Origin of the sequence: Ruegeria sp. HKCCD8929 (genome assembly GCF_013031405.1) — a bacterium.
GTDB lineage: Bacteria > Pseudomonadota > Alphaproteobacteria > Rhodobacterales > Rhodobacteraceae > Ruegeria.
On the sequence record NZ_WPZY01000027.1, the window covers coordinates 1 to 14,990 of the forward strand.

The 14,990-nt window shown below is 57.0% G+C and carries 15 protein-coding genes and 1 tRNA gene; 10 read left to right on the forward strand and 6 right to left on the reverse strand.

The window, feature by feature from the left end; translation table 11 throughout:
• Positions 1 to 136: 136 nt before the first annotated feature.
• The 3 genes from GOX53_RS23410 (at position 137) to GOX53_RS23420 (ending at position 2,147) form a co-directional block, all read left to right on the forward strand.
• On the forward strand, positions 137 to 484 hold the full coding sequence (locus GOX53_RS23410; protein WP_171180706.1) for a heme-binding protein: 348 nt from the start codon (positions 137 to 139) through the stop codon (positions 482 to 484).
• 72 nt (positions 485 to 556) lie between these two features.
• A complete protein-coding gene (locus tag GOX53_RS23415) occupies positions 557 to 1,231 on the forward strand; it encodes an ankyrin repeat domain-containing protein (RefSeq protein ID WP_171180708.1) in 675 nt (224 codons plus the stop codon).
• 361 nt (positions 1,232 to 1,592) lie between these two features.
• A complete protein-coding gene (locus GOX53_RS23420) occupies positions 1,593 to 2,147 on the forward strand; it encodes a hypothetical protein (protein WP_171180710.1) in 555 nt (184 codons plus the stop codon).
• Positions 2,148 to 2,406: 259 nt separating this feature from the next.
• On the opposite strand, the gene GOX53_RS23425 is transcribed toward GOX53_RS23420, so the two are convergent.
• Complete coding sequence (locus GOX53_RS23425; protein ID WP_371810419.1) at positions 2,407 to 3,051, reverse strand: MAE_28990/MAE_18760 family HEPN-like nuclease; 645 nt, start codon at positions 3,049 to 3,051, stop codon at positions 2,407 to 2,409.
• A gap of 9 nt (positions 3,052 to 3,060) precedes the next feature.
• Positions 3,061 to 4,167, reverse strand: coding sequence for a DUF262 domain-containing protein (locus GOX53_RS23430; protein WP_171180712.1), 1,107 nt, complete (start codon positions 4,165 to 4,167; stop codon positions 3,061 to 3,063).
• 693 nt (positions 4,168 to 4,860) lie between these two features.
• Between GOX53_RS23430 and GOX53_RS29915 the strand changes: the two genes are divergently transcribed.
• The 4 genes from GOX53_RS29915 to GOX53_RS23445 all read left to right on the forward strand — a co-directional run bounded on the left by GOX53_RS29915 (position 4,861) and on the right by GOX53_RS23445 (position 8,538).
• Positions 4,861 to 5,397 (forward strand): transposase, encoded by a 537-nt coding sequence (locus GOX53_RS29915; protein ID WP_254446723.1) that lies wholly within the window; start codon positions 4,861 to 4,863, stop codon positions 5,395 to 5,397.
• A 71-nt stretch (positions 5,398 to 5,468) separates the two neighbouring features.
• On the forward strand, positions 5,469 to 5,915 hold the full coding sequence (locus GOX53_RS29920; protein WP_371810420.1) for a transposase: 447 nt from the start codon (positions 5,469 to 5,471) through the stop codon (positions 5,913 to 5,915).
• Between the two features lie 623 nt (positions 5,916 to 6,538).
• Entirely contained in the window at positions 6,539 to 7,627 is a 1,089-nt protein-coding gene (locus tag GOX53_RS23440) for a hypothetical protein (RefSeq protein ID WP_171180714.1), read from the forward strand.
• Entirely contained in the window at positions 7,624 to 8,538 is a 915-nt protein-coding gene (locus tag GOX53_RS23445) for a hypothetical protein (protein ID WP_171180716.1), read from the forward strand. Before GOX53_RS23440 ends, GOX53_RS23445 begins: the two co-directional genes overlap by 4 nt.
• Before the next feature lie 528 nt (positions 8,539 to 9,066).
• On the opposite strand, the gene GOX53_RS23450 is transcribed toward GOX53_RS23445, so the two are convergent.
• From GOX53_RS23450 to GOX53_RS23465, 4 genes are all read right to left on the reverse strand, one after another.
• Positions 9,067 to 9,143 (reverse strand) — tRNA-Arg (locus GOX53_RS23450).
• A gap of 63 nt (positions 9,144 to 9,206) precedes the next feature.
• Positions 9,207 to 10,592 carry a sensor histidine kinase gene (locus GOX53_RS23455; RefSeq protein WP_171180718.1) on the reverse strand — a complete coding sequence of 462 codons (1,386 nt, stop codon included), beginning with the start codon at positions 10,590 to 10,592 and terminating at the stop codon, positions 9,207 to 9,209.
• 15 nt (positions 10,593 to 10,607) lie between these two features.
• Complete coding sequence (locus tag GOX53_RS23460; RefSeq protein WP_171180720.1) at positions 10,608 to 12,026, reverse strand: NAD(P)/FAD-dependent oxidoreductase; 1,419 nt, start codon at positions 12,024 to 12,026, stop codon at positions 10,608 to 10,610.
• 3 nt (positions 12,027 to 12,029) lie between these two features.
• Positions 12,030 to 12,788 carry a TVP38/TMEM64 family protein gene (locus tag GOX53_RS23465; RefSeq protein ID WP_371810421.1) on the reverse strand — a complete coding sequence of 253 codons (759 nt, stop codon included), beginning with the start codon at positions 12,786 to 12,788 and terminating at the stop codon, positions 12,030 to 12,032.
• A 271-nt stretch (positions 12,789 to 13,059) separates the two neighbouring features.
• On the opposite strand from GOX53_RS23465, the gene rpmH reads away from it, so the two are divergent.
• From rpmH to GOX53_RS23480, 3 genes are all read left to right on the forward strand, one after another.
• Positions 13,060 to 13,194: a 50S ribosomal protein L34 gene (rpmH, locus tag GOX53_RS23470; RefSeq protein ID WP_005980833.1), complete on the forward strand. Its 135-nt coding sequence runs from the start codon at positions 13,060 to 13,062 to the stop codon at positions 13,192 to 13,194.
• A 29-nt stretch (positions 13,195 to 13,223) separates the two neighbouring features.
• On the forward strand, positions 13,224 to 13,640 hold the full coding sequence (gene rnpA, locus GOX53_RS23475; protein ID WP_171180721.1) for a ribonuclease P protein component: 417 nt from the start codon (positions 13,224 to 13,226) through the stop codon (positions 13,638 to 13,640).
• 347 nt (positions 13,641 to 13,987) lie between these two features.
• Entirely contained in the window at positions 13,988 to 14,989 is a 1,002-nt protein-coding gene (locus tag GOX53_RS23480; protein WP_171180723.1) for a Gfo/Idh/MocA family protein, read from the forward strand.
• Position 14,990: the final 1 nt, after the last annotated feature.

A 14,990-nucleotide genomic window follows, 5' to 3' on the forward strand; every position in this document is an offset into this window, starting at 1 on the left:
GCTGGTGGGCTACAGCGGGTCGGTTAATGACCCGCTAAAGTGGGAAACACCGCCTAAAGGATCCTGCCTAAAACCTGAATCGTTGAGGTTCCCACGTGGCTGATTTTGTGGTTCACCCTTTTTGGGAGGATGGGTCATGTCAGCACCTTTGCCGGAAGCCCTGCTAGCACGGTTTCAGAAATTTATTGAGGAATGGTTAAACGGGCCCGCGGCCGCATTACATCTGAAACTCTCACCTGCGGCCGGAGCGCGACGGGCCTCGGCGATGGGCCGTGACATCGCCAGCGTTACTCAGTTCATTGGAGAGAACCCGCAGCTCGACGGTCCGAGCTACATGGATTCGCGGAAGGTACTCCAGGGCGGAGGTCTGACAATCCGGATTGGTAGTGCGCTGGTCGGCGGTATAGGCGTCAGAGGCACTCCCGAAGGTCAACTGGATGAGGGTTGCGCTTGTGCCGGGCTTGGCGTGATCGGAGCTGGGTGACTCACAATCGCGGCCCTCAATTTGAGGCACGCGGGCCGCAGAACTAAATTCGGAGTTAAAGAGGAGATCGCAATGACCCGCTTTGCCATCATGGCCGCATTGGTCGGCCTGGCCACCACGGTCACCGCCCAAACGGCTCCGACGGCGCGCGAGGTGGCTGCCTATAAGGGGTTGTTCCGCGCGGCACACCTAGGCGATGTTCTCGCGATACGTTCGCTGATCGCCGATGGTGCGGATGTAAATGCGCGCGATTCCAAGAACCGTACACCGATCCATGTCGCTGCGTTCGCCTCGGAGGACGACGCGTTGAGTGCCCTTGCCGAGGCCGGGGCCGACATGAACGCATTGGAAGGGCGCGCTTACGACGTTGTGACAATCGCCGCCGTCGCCGACGATCCCGAATTGATGTCGTTGGCCATCGAATTGGGGAACAGTCCCGGTCTGACGACAAGCCCCTATGACGGGACAGCATTGATCGCGGCCGCTCATCTCGGCCATGTCGAAGTTGTGCGGCGCCTGATCGACGCCGGTGCACCGCTCAATCATATTAACAATCTACACTGGACCGCCGTGATGGAGGCGATTGTGCTTGGTGATGGTGGGCCAAACCACCAGGCGGTTCTCGACGCGCTGCTGGACGCCGGGGCTGACAGAACACTGGCAGACCGCGAGGGTATTTCACCGCTTCGGCACGCCGAAATGCGCGGGTTTACCGAGATGGTGGAGCGACTTCGCTCAGAGAACTGACCGGGCTGGCGATTGGGCGCCAAGATTACTCGACGAACACCGCCGAAAGGGTGTCTTGTCAATGCGACTACGGGGCTAATGATCTATTGGTCTCCATCCCAACCGAGAAAGTATCGTTTGCGAAAGATGTCTTCCAAGAATGCGTATCTATCACCAACGGAGTTCCTGATGAAAACTACCGCGCCAGCGCTTGAGACTCTTGCGGTCTCCACGCTGCCGCTCGACACTGACACCCAACCGGAAGATTCCAGATCAAACCGGCCCTGATCGCGGGGGAAGGTCAGAAGCATATCGGGCCTGCATTGATGGCGCACACCGCTCAGGACCTAGAATTTCGGTCTACGATGCAAAACCAACTGAGATGACGGTCACCATCCATTGGTTATCACCAGTAACCGGCGAAACAGAGACAAGCGACGTCGAAGTACAAGTCGTGGGAGGATCGACCAACTTTACATTTCCATCTAGACTGGAGAACAACCAAACATTTGGGTTTGTCGTTACTCGGGAAGCAGACCAAGACGTTCGCATTGTTGCGAACATCGCTAGTGACAATGACAATGTTTTCGTGTCTGCACTCCCCCCGGCCCCACGATTTCCAACGCATTACGAAGTGGCTTACGACTCCTCTCTTGGATTGAAAGCCGGATCAGGAAAGATACCCTTGATCTCCGGAACGCTGTCCGTGTTCGGGCCGCAAAGCAATAGTTGTGGTCAAGATGATCTCTCTAACTGCCAAACCGATGAAAATGGCATGCTATCGTCTTTCATAGTCCGAAACTGTGATGGAAAAAGAGGAAGTAGCGCTTCGTCTCCTTTGGTTGCTTCGGAAGCGGTTGTTGATGACAACCAGAACAGAATGGTGTGCAAGATAGTTGGAACTTACTATTCCAACGGTGACTTTGAAGAGCACTAAAGCGCCAGGCTGATGTATCTCCGAATAGTCGCCGGAAAAAACCGGACCTTCATGCACGATGCAGCATTCTGCACTTTGGGGTCTCGTCCGGACACGTCCATCGACCTATGAGCGCCATGCTTGGAGAGGTTCCAGCCCATAGCGTACCGCGCGGCATCAGCTCTCGGCGGCCCAATGCTGATGCGGTACGGCCCATGGTTCGGACCGCAGCGGACCAGTTGTTCGCGACGCAGCCCATAGGAACGCCGGAGTTTAGCAATTAAGCCGCTCTCTTGTAGCTCTCGAGCGAAGCCGCATTCTCTATGTCTGTTTTGTACAGTCGCATAATACTGAGGATGTCATCGACCAAGCTGGAGAACTCGCGCCCCTGAATGTCAAGGAATTCACCGTGTGCGACCTTATTTCGTCGGTCGACCAAACTGGAGTCAATAAGGTGGAACTTTGTTTCGTATGGAGAAGTGTCTATGTCTAATGATCCAGCGATGTTATTAAAAACCTTTGAAGTCAGATTGGACTCGGTATTTACTGCCGAACCTATTTGAAGCGTTGCTGTTTCATCCAACTTCGAGAAGATAAACTCCATGGCTTCAATGTTGGGAAGTGACTTTCGACTTTCGACGAGAGTGTTGATTTTTCCCTTTAAACCAAAAACTACAAAGCAAGATTTGAGGTCGCGATACCGCAGGGCTCTGCTTTCCACGTAGCTGAGATAAATTTCGGATGAGGTCTTTATAAAGCCCTCCCAGTGAGCGTAAAGCAGCGCGATCCCCGCTCGTATGTACGGCTTACGCTGAGGCCCGTTTTTGCCCGCACCCACTTTAAAAACACCGATTTCCTTTATGCGCCAAGCCATCTCTTGGTCTAGCGCAGCCTGCATCTCACTGAGTGTTCTGACCTTACTCACAGCACGGCCTCACGGCTTCATGAGGTCTTCGGCAATTGGCAAGAGGTTGGAAAGTCGCGTCGTTCCGCGCACTCCCGCGCCGGAATATTTCGAATATGTCTGGTCATCCTGTAACGTCTTCGCCTTGGCAATCAGGCAATCCTTTCTTTGTTGCGGTGTCATTGCGTCCAGCGCGACCAAGTTCTTTGACACACCTGTCGAAACGACCTCAAACACCGACATCAAGAACTTTCCAGTGAAGGCATTTCCATTCCATCGTTGGAAAGCCGCGGCACCCAGCGCGGTTTCGAGATAGTCGAACGTCTTAGTGAAGATTTCTCCTTCTACATCCATATCCACGCCGCCCGCGGTGGCAAGTTGGAACAATGCATCATCAAGATACTCGTGTACGTCCAACCCGCTCTGATAAGGAACTAGGCGGAAGGCGAGGAAGCGCAAAGCTAGCTCAGTGCCCGCTTCTCGTTCCAAAGCGGCTTCAGTTTGACGTGTTGTGTTGAGGAAACTCGCGTGTTTCGACAGACCATTCAACCAATCATAAAATTCCTTGTTTAGAGACACAGCGATGCTGTTCCTTACTTCTTGCTCGGACAGGCTCGCCCCACCGGTATTCAGTCTTTGAAATAACTCGTACTTGGCAGACTCAGCGCTCTCTGACTTGAGTATTTCAACCCTCATCCGTGCGCGCTTGATTTCGATTTGAAGTTTACTACCCAAGCCATCCTCAGTGTCCTCTCCTGATGAATTCCATCGCTTGCCATCAAGACTTGGCAGGAAGCGGGTTCCGTTCAGCACCAAAGGACCAAGCTCTTTAGCGCGCTCTCCTGTAAGATCGCCAGTAAGCTGGAGGACCGTAGAAATCCGCTGAAGACCATCGATCAGCTCCCAGACTCCATCTTCACCTTGAAAAACGAATATTGGGGGCACCGGGATGCCAAGAAGAAGCGACTCGACAAAACGTGTCTTACGCTGGTCATCCCACCGAAACAGGCGCTGGAATACGGGGTCAATGACCAGTTCTTCATCTTTGTAAAGATTTATGACCTCTCCCAATGACATCTCGTAGCCATCAGTAACGACTTCTTGCCGAGCCTTTTGTACTTCTTCGATCAATGCCATTCGCAATTTGTCCCCTTTGCGTAGACTCTGCTGTTGAGGTTAGCCTTTGACTCAAGGAACTGCCACGAGAAAAGGGGAACACTGGCGCTCGATCGATTTCTTGTTTCTAGATGGGCTTTGTGGGGGTTCAATTCACGGGTTTGGTTCGACTAGGCAGGGGCCTGCCCAGCAGAAAGGCGAAATCCGCGGTACGGCGATACAGGAGGCAGTCAAAGGCAGCGACGGACCGACCGCGGCCCACATCTCCTGACTGCACAGGCGAAAACAACGCGGAGCTCGAATAGGGCGCAGTTAGAGACCGTCGGCAATCGCAGATCCGATGACCACTAAGTCCGCGTCTTGATCCTTGACCGATGTTTCCGTGCTGCAACAGGCACGAACAGCAGAATTCTCCGCCGCGCTACGATATGAAATTTCACGCAAGTGCGGAAAAAGTCGCGCTGCGAGCGCGTGCAGCACAAAATCTCAAGGAACAAGTTGGGCTCTGAGCCGCCCAATGCCAAGGCAGCATGCCCTGGGTTTCGGGCCGAACACAACCTGCCGTTCGCCAGACTAGCCATGGCTTTGAGTTTCCTATGTCTTCAGCGATCCACAGAAAATCGTGCCTCGGCGGCGGACGTTCGTGCCAGATGCCGCGAAACGGGGCTGCGAGCCCACTTTATCCAATGCAGGGGTCTGCACCGACGACTGCTTTTGAACAGCGGCCAAAAACGTGACAAAATCAAAGGCAGTTTTGTCAAGGGTTTGTGGCACAAAATTTTTCAACAATATCGACGACATCGACGCCTGCGCCAAAAACTAACGTTTTTGCCGCATGATTTTTGGCAAGGGGTTTTTGTCCGACTTCCGCGTACGGGGTTGGCCGATCCCGAAGGCGTGGCAGATTGGTTCAGCAACAGGTCGCTGAGTCCAAGTCGGATCGTGCATGAGAGTGGCCAGCTCTCGATCTGGCTACAGCGGGGGCTGGTGCGTTTGGATTTGCCCGCCACGTGTATCGATGCGCGCAAAGCGCACAAAGCTCTGTCCGCGCGGCTGAATAAGTCTGATATGGCTGACGCAGAAGGGTTGGCACAGCTCGCCCGCACCGGCTGGTTCACGCCGGTCCACGTCCGCAGCGAAGAAGCCGACCGGCTGCGTAGCCTTGTCGGAGCCCGCGAACGGCTGATCCGTCTTCGCAAGGATCTCGAGGGACATATTCGAGGTGTATTGAAAACCTTCGGCATCGCATAAGCGGCATTGGTCAGGGCCGTCTGCGTCAAGCTTTTCGCGACCAACTGGCGGCTGCGGGCGAAACCGACCCGGTGCTGCGCGCCATTGCCGATGGCTTCATTGCCGCCCATGCCACGCTGTGCCAGGCGGTGGATGATCTGGACAAGACCGTGAAACGCAAGGCCAAAGTACACCCCATTGCACGCCGCTTGATGACGATCCCCGGTGTCGGACCGGTCAACGCGCTCAGCTTCATCGCTTTGGTCGAAGACCCCAACAGGTTCAGCCGTAGCGCAGATGTCGGCGCTTTTCTCGGGTTGACGCCAAAGCGGCATCAGTCCGGAGAGGTGGACTGGTCCGGCAATGTTTCAAAATGCGGCGACAAAGCCATGCGCGGCCTGTTGTTCGAGGCCGCGTCCTGCGTCATCCGCCAGGTCAAACGCTTCTCCCCGTTGAAAAAAGTTGGGCGGTGCGTCTCGCTGGTCGACGAGGGTTCCGCAAGGCCGCTGTGGCCACTGCCCGCAAGATCGCCGTGCTGATGCTGATCCTTTGGAAAAACGAAACCGACTATCAATGGACAAAGAAGGCCACCGCCTGATCTGAATTCCCGCCCGGCGGCGGGGAGCGAAGTCCCGACGGGACGGAGGTTGATCGATCTCGTAAAAACGGTTGGGACGCCGGCGCGCGCCTGCTCACCCCGCAAACGACATTGGAGACGATCCACCACCGAACACCATCATGAGGCGCGAGTCCCGCGACCTCGCAGAGAACCATGACCCCGGACGGTTCACACGCTCACCCGCTTGACAAAGCCGCAATCAGAGAACCGTTTTTGCCTAATAAGTTAGGTTCTGGCAAGGAGTTTGTATCTGATGGATGAGACACGGCCGACATTCTATGTGTCGTGCCACAATGGACAGTCCGGCCTGACTGCCAGTGCATCTTGGACCTGTGGTCCTTCGGCATGATGCTGTACGACGTAGGTGAACGATAGCCCAATGCGCTATGCGATGCTTTGAGAGGGAAGTGAACTTTACAACCTCACACCCATCTGGTTGTAATGCCACCCGGAAGGCTAATTTCTTTAAAATATTGGTCCTCAAAGAAAATTGTACCGGAGGGATGGGTGAGTCTAGGGCAAATAGCATCAGCAGCTCAGCTTGTGAGTATCACAACGGGACTACTAAGCAAAAACTACAATCCAACCGTTGATTTGATTTTGTCCGTGGGCTCGATGCTCTCGGCGGCAAATATGAAGCTGGATGCGATCTATGACCGCATCGAGCTACTCCACGCGGATATTCAAAATCTCCGGGCTGAGCTCGAAGCGGTACCCCTGAAGACAGTCGAAATCGAGTTCGGCCTGACTCTGCGATCCCGCGCAAAGAAGATCGCGCGGATCATGGAAGACAAGGACGCCTATTTCGGCAACCAGAAGGGTTTGTTCGAAGACCTTTTCGCTGCCACGTCGAAGCTGGAAACGGCGGTCGAAGACTACATAGAAGTCTGCCGCGATAACAAGTTCGACGGGATTACACACGTAATTCTCGCTACAGATGCGCTCTACCGTGCATACCTCATTCTGATGGGTTTTGAGGCTATGTCGAATGGAATCGCGATCCCAGTGGGCCGAATGGTTAACACGCTGCAATATTCTGTCGACACGGTCACAGACGCGATAGAAGATTCACGCATTGGCTTGGCGAAGCTGGCCGTCGTAGCAGAAGAAAATGCCACAACGTATCAGCTGCCTTACGCGTGGTTTACCCGCAGGCTTGAAGCAGACTCAGTACCGCTCGTCGTGAATTCGCTGATCGCTCAAAGGAAGGCCAATGTGCCAAATCACAAGTTTTATCCCGAGGTGTACTGGAACCCCCAAGACAACGCTTATGAGCCAGTCATTGGCACGGATGGGAAAATTCAGGGGAGTTCGAGTTACAGCTACAACTTGCTGGAGATCGACGGCGTGGCACCAGCGCTCGACGCTGGATCATACGGCCTCAAACCTCTTGAACTGCTAAACGATTCGAAGATGACAGCCATTAGTGCTGAAGAGAATGACGACACGCTCTGGGAGCTTGGCGGCCGAGATAAGATGACCATCGTCAAGAAACTGACGAAGATCGAGGACGAGTACAACGCGCTTGTTGCGCGGTACTACAACGTCAACCTCACCCTACATTCCTGCCGTCATTTCACCACCGTCATGGGTCAACGCATCGATCGGATAAAAGAGGTTTATGCGACATGATCAATATTTTAGCCCACCCCGCATTCACGAAATTTGTTGGCGTTGTCTTCACTGGCGTCGTCGCGAATAAAGTGACTGATTATCTGTCTGAAGTGTCGGTTTTCTCAGATCGGCACGAGCGGGCGGAAATCAAACAGAGTCTTTACGATCACATCTCGGCGCTACCACCGGGGCAAGGCGCGCTGGTTCAGTATTTCTATTTCAATGAAATCAATGGCAATGAGCTGCCGCACGGTCCAGTTTTACTCGGTACCGGCAATGCGCCGCAAGAACCATGGATGGATGTCTACGATTCCCGCGCCTCTTTGAAAACGTTTGGAGAAGAGCTTCGACAAACCCTAAACCGGGAAGATCTGACAGCGAGCGGCACGCAGTATTTTTGGGTAACCAAAGACGCAGAGGGCGGAGTTTCCCTTGCAAAGGTCAAAGGTGGACCTCTCGAAGACCTAGCTCTGCGGGAAAAACTCTCACTGGAGCTGAATGCACAATATGCTGGCGAGCAAGTGGGCGTCAAAAAGATGATTGAGCAGGCGGAGGTTTTCCGCCGGTTGGAAACGCGTTTCCGGGATCAGCTGGCAGACACGCAAACAAGGCTACAACTGTCTCAGATTCACGCGAGGATGGAGCAGGCGCAGGCTGATTTCGAGAAGGCTGTGAGCGCGCAACAATCAGCCATGAAACGGGCGGCCAAGGTTAGCTTTCTTTCAGAAATCAACAAACTGGCGGGCACGGTATCTGGCCTTGCGGGCACATTGAACGGCCTGAAAGCGCAGCAAAACTACCATCAGAGCGCGGCGCATCAGGCGAGCCATACTTACAACGTTAATGTCAATGTCCTGCAACAGACCTTTATCCAGAACAACGTCAGTCAAAATTATATCATCAGCAATCCCGAGATTCAGTATCCGTAGCCTTGCTGCCTGATAGAAGCTCGGCACGGTTTGGCGGGCGATCAGTTGTTGGCAATGGTGCCAATACGACCACGTCAAATCGGAGACTGAGCTTTGCGGCCCCGAACTTCGCCGTGGTTGGGGGGCGGTTTTGGAATCGTTTCGGACCATTTCAACAACGCCGACTGTGCCAAAACTCATACGTTTCTGACGCAGCCCTTCATCCCAAGCCGCCATTAGCGCAGCCGCAGCGAAGGGATGCTCTGGAGACGGCGTCCAATGGCGGTCTTAAATGGCTGCTTCAGCGACCCGAGCTGCATTGCAGCACAAAGCTCACCACCCATGCGAGGTATTTGCAGAAACACTGGCTGCGTCAGAATAAGGCGGCAAGGGCCGTTTCCCGCTCAACTTAATCTACTGCATTTTCCGCGCTCAGTAGTCTGGGGATGTTCACTGCTCTGACGCAGCCAAGTTGCTACATTTCGGAACACAAATCAGACCTATGTGTCTCGCGACACAGAACTATCTGTCATCCCACAACGGTAAAAGTGGCGGACCGAGGAGGATTCGAACCCCCGACCCCTTGATTCGTAGTCAAGTACTCTATCCAGCTGAGCTATCGGTCCACTTGGTGAGGGGCTATTTAGACCCAGCACCGGGGGGGCGCAACCCGAATCTTCAAAATTCTCTCAAAAAGTCCCGTCGCCCCGCGGAAGCCTTATTTCAAAGGTGGTTCCCTCGGGTCCCGTGCTTTTCAGCAGCAGTTCTCCGCCGTGCCCCTTGACCAATTCCGAGGAAATCGCCAGTCCCAGGCCGGAGCCGCCTTTGCGCACACCGCCCTGGAATGGCGTAAAGAGATTCTCCTGCGCTTTGGGCGGCAACCCCGGACCTGTGTCGTGGATTTCGATGCACCACTCCGTCTCATGTTCGCAGGCGCCGACGCTGATCGAGCCGGGTCTGTTGGCTGCCACCAAGGCCTGCCTTGCATTGCGGACGAGGTTCATGATCACCCGGAAAATCTGCTCGGGGTCGGCGCGCACGATCATGTCTTCGGGGACATCGTTGACAATTTCGACACAGGCATCGGCGATCGCCAGTTGCTCGCTGGCCACCACATCCGCCGCAACATCGCGCAACCGCACCAGGGTCAGTGTGGGCGCAGGCTCTTCCGCCCGGCCAAACGCCAGAGTGCTTTCGCAGAGGGATACCGCGCGGGTGATGGAATTCACCAGTTTCGGGGCCATGCGGCTGACCAGAGGATCCTCGCTGGCTTCGATGCGGTCGGTGAAAAGCTGTGCCGACGTCAGGATGTTGCGCAGATCATGGCTCACCTTTGCCACGGCCCCGCCGAGTTGCGCGAGCCTTTCGCGTTGCTTTAGCGCCTGCGTCAGTTGGGTCTGAAGCATCTGCAAGGCTTCCTCGGCCTCCCGAAGCTCTGTCACACCCGCTTGCGGCTGGATGATGCCACGCGCGTCCTCAGGTGCTCGGGCATAGCGCTGCATGTAGCCCACAACGCCTTTGATCGGACGCACGAGGAAAGCGCGTACGGCCAGAAACAGAAAGAACGCGGTGATTATCGAGATGACCAGAGACAGCAGCAGAATCCGCAGCCCGTAGTCGATCATCGCCATGCGCAGCGGGTTGCTGTCCATGGTGACCTCGATCAGCAACCCTGCATCGCGCACCGGCTGTCCGATTACCCGGATGATCTCGTTCTCGGGCGTGAAGAACCGTTTTAGCGCGTGCCGGATCAGCATCCATGCTGAGGCCATGCGCAGATCGTAGGTATGCGTGACCTGATCCGGGATAGGAGAGGACAGCATCAACTGGCGCACCTCGTCGCGGCGCAGCACCACGTTATAGACGCCCGCATTCGACAGCAGCTCAGCCTCGAGATCATCGGCAAGCATGTCGTCGGCCAACAACGCCAGCGAGGCGATCTGTGCGCGTTCCAGCCGGTTCAGCAGGAAATCCTCGCGGAACCGGGCAATGGACGGCACGAAGATCAGCACTTCGGCCAACATCACGAAGACCGTGGTCAGGATCAGAAAGCGGCCTGACAGCGAGTTCAGCATACGCTCCTCTTCCGGTCAGGGAATCCAGCGCTGGACGAACCTGACCACTCGTTTAACCATTTGATTCTCAAACAGCCTGGGCGAGAAATAGGCGCCCGCCACCCGTTTGTTAAGCTCTCCGATCGTCGGATAGGGTGATACCATCGCGGCAATCTGGCTCATCTTCAGGTTATTGGCCAGCGCCAGCGACCACAAGTTGATCAGTTCGCCGGCCTGATGGCCGACGATTGTGGCGCCAACGGGGCGCCCTTTGACCACCATTGCTTTGATGAAGCCCGTGGTTCTGCGCTCGGCAATGGCGCGGTCGTTGTGGTGATAGTCGAACCTTGCGATTTCCAGAGTTTCGCCATGCTGCTTGCGCGCATCGGCCTCGGTCAGGCCCACCTGCGCCAGTTCGGGATCAGTATAGGTGGCCCAGGGGATATGCGAGGTCTTTGCCTTGGATGGCAGCCCGAACAGGGCAGAGCGGATGACGATCCCGGCGTGATATCCAGCCACATGAGTGAATTGCAGCCCACCCGCGACGTCGCCAATGGCATAGACGCGTCGATTGGTGGTGCGGAGAGACTCGTCCACTTTGATACCCGCCCGCGTGGTCTCGATGCCCGCGGCTTCGAGGTTCAAGCGGTCGATATTGGCCTTGCGCCCCACCGCCATGAGCAGGTGGGTGCCGGTGAAGGTTCGGCCATCCTGCGTCTCGACCTCGATTTCCCCGGCCCGTCCTCCGATGCGCGACACCATTGCGTCCTCGGCGATCTCAACCCCTTCGGCGCGGAGCCCGTCCAGCACCACCGCGGCGGCTTCGGGATCGTCCTTGCCCAGCGCTTTCAGCCCCTCGATCACGGTGACCTTGCAGCCCAGACGCACATGCGCCTGTGCCATCTCCATCCCGATGGGACCACCGCCAATAATCAGCAGATGTTCCGGTTTGTACCGCAGGTCGAATATGGTTTCGTTCGTTTCGTACGGAACCTGATCCAGTCCCGGAATGGGCGGAACCAGCGGAGAGGAGCCGGTGGCGATCACCACCCGGCGGGCCGAGATCACGTGCTCGCCCGCCTGCACCTCGGTCGGCGACAAGAAGGTTCCGTATTCGCGGATGACCCGGACGCCGAAGCCCTCGAACCGCTCCTGACTGTCCATCGGTTCGATCTGCGCGATCACTTCGCGCACGTGATCCTTGGCCGCCGCGTAGTCGATCTGAGGTTCAACGTCCGCCACGCCGAAGGGTGCAGCATCGGCCTGACCATGGGCCGCCTTGCCACTGGCGATCAGCGCCTTGGAGGGCACGCAGCCGAAGTTCAGGCAGTCGCCGCCCATCTTGTGGCCTTCCAGCAGGGTTACATCGGCCCCCATCTGGCTGGCGCCCGCAGCAACAGATAAGCCGCCGGACCCGGCCCCGATGACCAGGATGTCGGTCTTGATCTTCTGCATGGGTCAGACCCCTTTGCGGCCGCGCACGGCCTTGATGACGATGGGCAACGCGGCCAATACGCAGAGGCCGATGATGGGTCCGATTACGAAGGGCTCCCACAACAGCGAGACGTCGGGAGTTTCGCCCCGGTCAAACACGCCGCCCAGACCAACGCCGATCCAGGTATAGACGATGGCCCCGGGAATGATGCCCAGCGCCGTAGTCAGCAGGAAGTTGCGGAACTTTACCCCCACCAGCGCCGGCACCAGATTGGCCACGAAGAACGGCACCGCAGGCACCAGCCGCAGCAGGAACAGCACGGAAATCTCGTTCTCGCGCAACCCGTCCTTGAGTTTCTTGACCGTCCCCTCTGACGCCTCCAGCCGCGCCGTCAGCGCCTGACCCAGCCCCCAGCGCGCCGCCAGAAAGATCGCCGAGGCGCCGATGGTGGCCGCCGTGACGTTGAACACGGTGCCCGCGAACAGCCCGAACAGGAACCCGCCGGTCATCGACGCCACTGCCGCTCCGGGCAGGGAAAAGGCAACGATCACGATGTAGAGCGCGACGAACGCCCCCGCCATCGCCCAGTAATTGGCATCGCGCCAAGCCAGCAGGGCCTCGCGGTTATCGCGCAGGGTCTCAAAGCTCAGGTAATCACGCAGGGTGAAATAGCCGATCATCGCAACGGCGAGGATCACCATCAGGGGAATATGGCGCGCCAAACCGCGCCGGGGCATATGTGTCGTGTCGCTCATCGGCTTGTTCTGTGTATTTCGGGTCATCTTGCCCTCCAACATGCGCCGGGGTACGCCCAAGCAACAGGGACCTCACGGCGCCTTGAAGTCTGGCCGGAAAAACGTGAGCCATTTCGGTGACACGGCGGGATTCTGTAACCTTTGTCCCGGGTGGGGGCATATTTTGTTGCAAAACCACCCCGAAACCTTGTTTGAGGGGTTTGACTTACCCCGCACTTGCCAGTAGAGGACGGGCTTCGAACACACGGGCAGGCGAATCCGCGCCGCACCCCGACCGCCAAAGATTGGAGACGGAGCGATGAAACGCACCTATCAGCCTTCGAACCTGGTTCGCAAACGCCGCCACGGTTTCCGCGCGCGCATGGCCACCAAGGCCGGCCGCAAGATCCTGAACGCCCGCCGCGCCCGCGGCCGCAAGTCGCTGAGCGCGTAAGCCGCCTCACCGACCCAGGTCTGACGAACATGACGCCGCCGGAGGCCCCTGAGGATGGTACCAACCAGCCCGGGGAAACGCCCCCGGCGGCGTCCGTTTGCGCGCCTGTCTCTTTGACGGTGCTGCAAAAGCGTGCGGATTTTCTGAAAGCCGCGCGGGCCCGGCGTCAGGGAACCGCCTCGATGATGGTGCAGGCCCGCAGGCGTGCACCGGACGAGGCCGAGGGTATCCGCGTTGGTTTCACCTGTTCCAAGAAGGTTGGCAACGCCGTCTCTCGTAATCGTGCCAAACGCCGCCTGCGCGAGGCCGCCCGGGCGGTTCTGCCCCAACAGGGACGTGATGGCTGGGATTATGTGCTGATCGGCAGAAAGGCCGAGACAGCCGAGCGGCCGTTTCCCTTGCTGCTCAAGGACCTTGAGGGCGCCTTGCGCAAGCTCCATAGGTGAGGCGTTGGGATGTCGGCTGGGAAAGCCGAGGCAATAAAAGCATCAAACCGGTTGCATTGACGGCAGTGGTCAATGAAGCGCAGGGCTGCGCTCTGAGCTTCGAAACCGTTGTTCCCTCGACAACTAATTCGATCGACTCGCTGCGAGTGTGGGCGGTCTGGCACAAAGCTCTTTGCGCAGAGCCATCACAGTATCAGGCCTGAGGTGGCAAGAACGTAGCCGGCAATCGCCCGGTCCTCCGAAGGCCCTTCAGCTTCCAGTGCTAAATCTGTGCTCACGTATTTTTTCTTGCACAATTTGGAACGATCCAGTAATCGTTTGGAACGATCTAAATTTGAGGGCGACTCATGAGATGGGTTTTTGTTGGTGCCAGCACCATCGCGGCGCAATACATGATTGGGGCAGTCAGGTCGCAGGCGGGACACGATGTCTCCTGGATAGTCAGCGGCTCTGAGGCACGCGTCGGAGAATGGGCAAAGTCCCATGAGATTCCTGACGCCACGACAGATTTGGCCAAGGCTTTGGCAGATAACGACGCATCAGCCGTTTACATCTCCTCCACCAATGAAAAACACCATGCGCAGGCAATGGCCGCGATCGAGGCGGGCAAACACGTCCTGTGTGAAAAACCTCTGGCGATGAGCCTCAGAGACGCTATCGAAATGACCGGCGCCGCTCGCAATGCAGGCGTTGTTTTTGCCACCAATCACCATCTGCGGTGCTCGGGGTCGCATCGCAAGATACGTGAACTGATTGCTCAAGGTCGGATCGGTCAGGTCCTGTCGTTGAGGATTTTTCACGCCGTTCACCTTCCGCAACATTTACAGGGATGGCGGATCAACGATGCCTCCGCTGGCGGTGGCGTGATCCCGGACATCACGGTTCACGATGCGGACGTCGCCCGCTTTCTGCTGGGGGAGGACCCGGTGGACGTCGTTGCGCAGATGGCGACGTCGGGCATGGGGGATGGCGTCGAGGACTCGGCGATGTCGGCTTGGATGATGCCTTCGGGCGCCATGGTCATGTCGCATGAGAGTTTCACCCATCCTTTTGCGGGCAGCGGGCTGGAAGTGCACGGCAGCGAGGGTTCAATCTTCGCGCGCGGTGTCATGACGCAGGAACCCCTCGGGGAAATCGAGATTGTGACCGCCGAGGGACGCGAGCCTGTTTTGTACTCTTCCCACCCGTTGTACGAGCAGGGGGTGGCAGATTTCGTCGATGCAGTCGCTGGGCAAGGCCGACCCGCTGCCGATGGAATTGATGGGATCAAGTCGCTGGCCGTCGCGCATGCCGTCCGGGAAGCCGCCCAATCCGGAACGCGTGTGACAATCGACTACGGGGGCTTTTAGC

What these genes read in the sequence shown, in the direction of transcription:
- GOX53_RS23410 (WP_171180706.1), top strand. Translation starts at nt 137, where the DNA reads ATGTCAGCACCTTTGCCGGAAGCCCTGCTAGCACGGTTTCAGAAATTT.
- GOX53_RS23415 (WP_171180708.1), top strand. Translation starts at nt 557, where the DNA reads ATGACCCGCTTTGCCATCATGGCCGCATTGGTCGGCCTGGCCACCACG.
- GOX53_RS23420 (WP_171180710.1), top strand. Translation starts at nt 1,593, where the DNA reads ATGACGGTCACCATCCATTGGTTATCACCAGTAACCGGCGAAACAGAG.
- GOX53_RS23430 (WP_171180712.1), bottom strand. Translation starts at nt 4,167, where the DNA reads ATGGCATTGATCGAAGAAGTACAAAAGGCTCGGCAAGAAGTCGTTACT.
- GOX53_RS23445 (WP_171180716.1), top strand. Translation starts at nt 7,624, where the DNA reads ATGATCAATATTTTAGCCCACCCCGCATTCACGAAATTTGTTGGCGTT.
- GOX53_RS23455 (WP_171180718.1), bottom strand. Translation starts at nt 10,592, where the DNA reads ATGCTGAACTCGCTGTCAGGCCGCTTTCTGATCCTGACCACGGTCTTC.
- GOX53_RS23460 (WP_171180720.1), bottom strand. Translation starts at nt 12,026, where the DNA reads ATGCAGAAGATCAAGACCGACATCCTGGTCATCGGGGCCGGGTCCGGC.
- GOX53_RS23465 (WP_371810421.1), bottom strand. Translation starts at nt 12,788, where the DNA reads ATGACCCGAAATACACAGAACAAGCCGATGAGCGACACGACACATATG.
- rpmH (WP_005980833.1), top strand. Translation starts at nt 13,060, where the DNA reads ATGAAACGCACCTATCAGCCTTCGAACCTGGTTCGCAAACGCCGCCAC.
- rnpA (WP_171180721.1), top strand. Translation starts at nt 13,224, where the DNA reads ATGACGCCGCCGGAGGCCCCTGAGGATGGTACCAACCAGCCCGGGGAA.
- GOX53_RS23480 (WP_171180723.1), top strand. Translation starts at nt 13,988, where the DNA reads ATGAGATGGGTTTTTGTTGGTGCCAGCACCATCGCGGCGCAATACATG.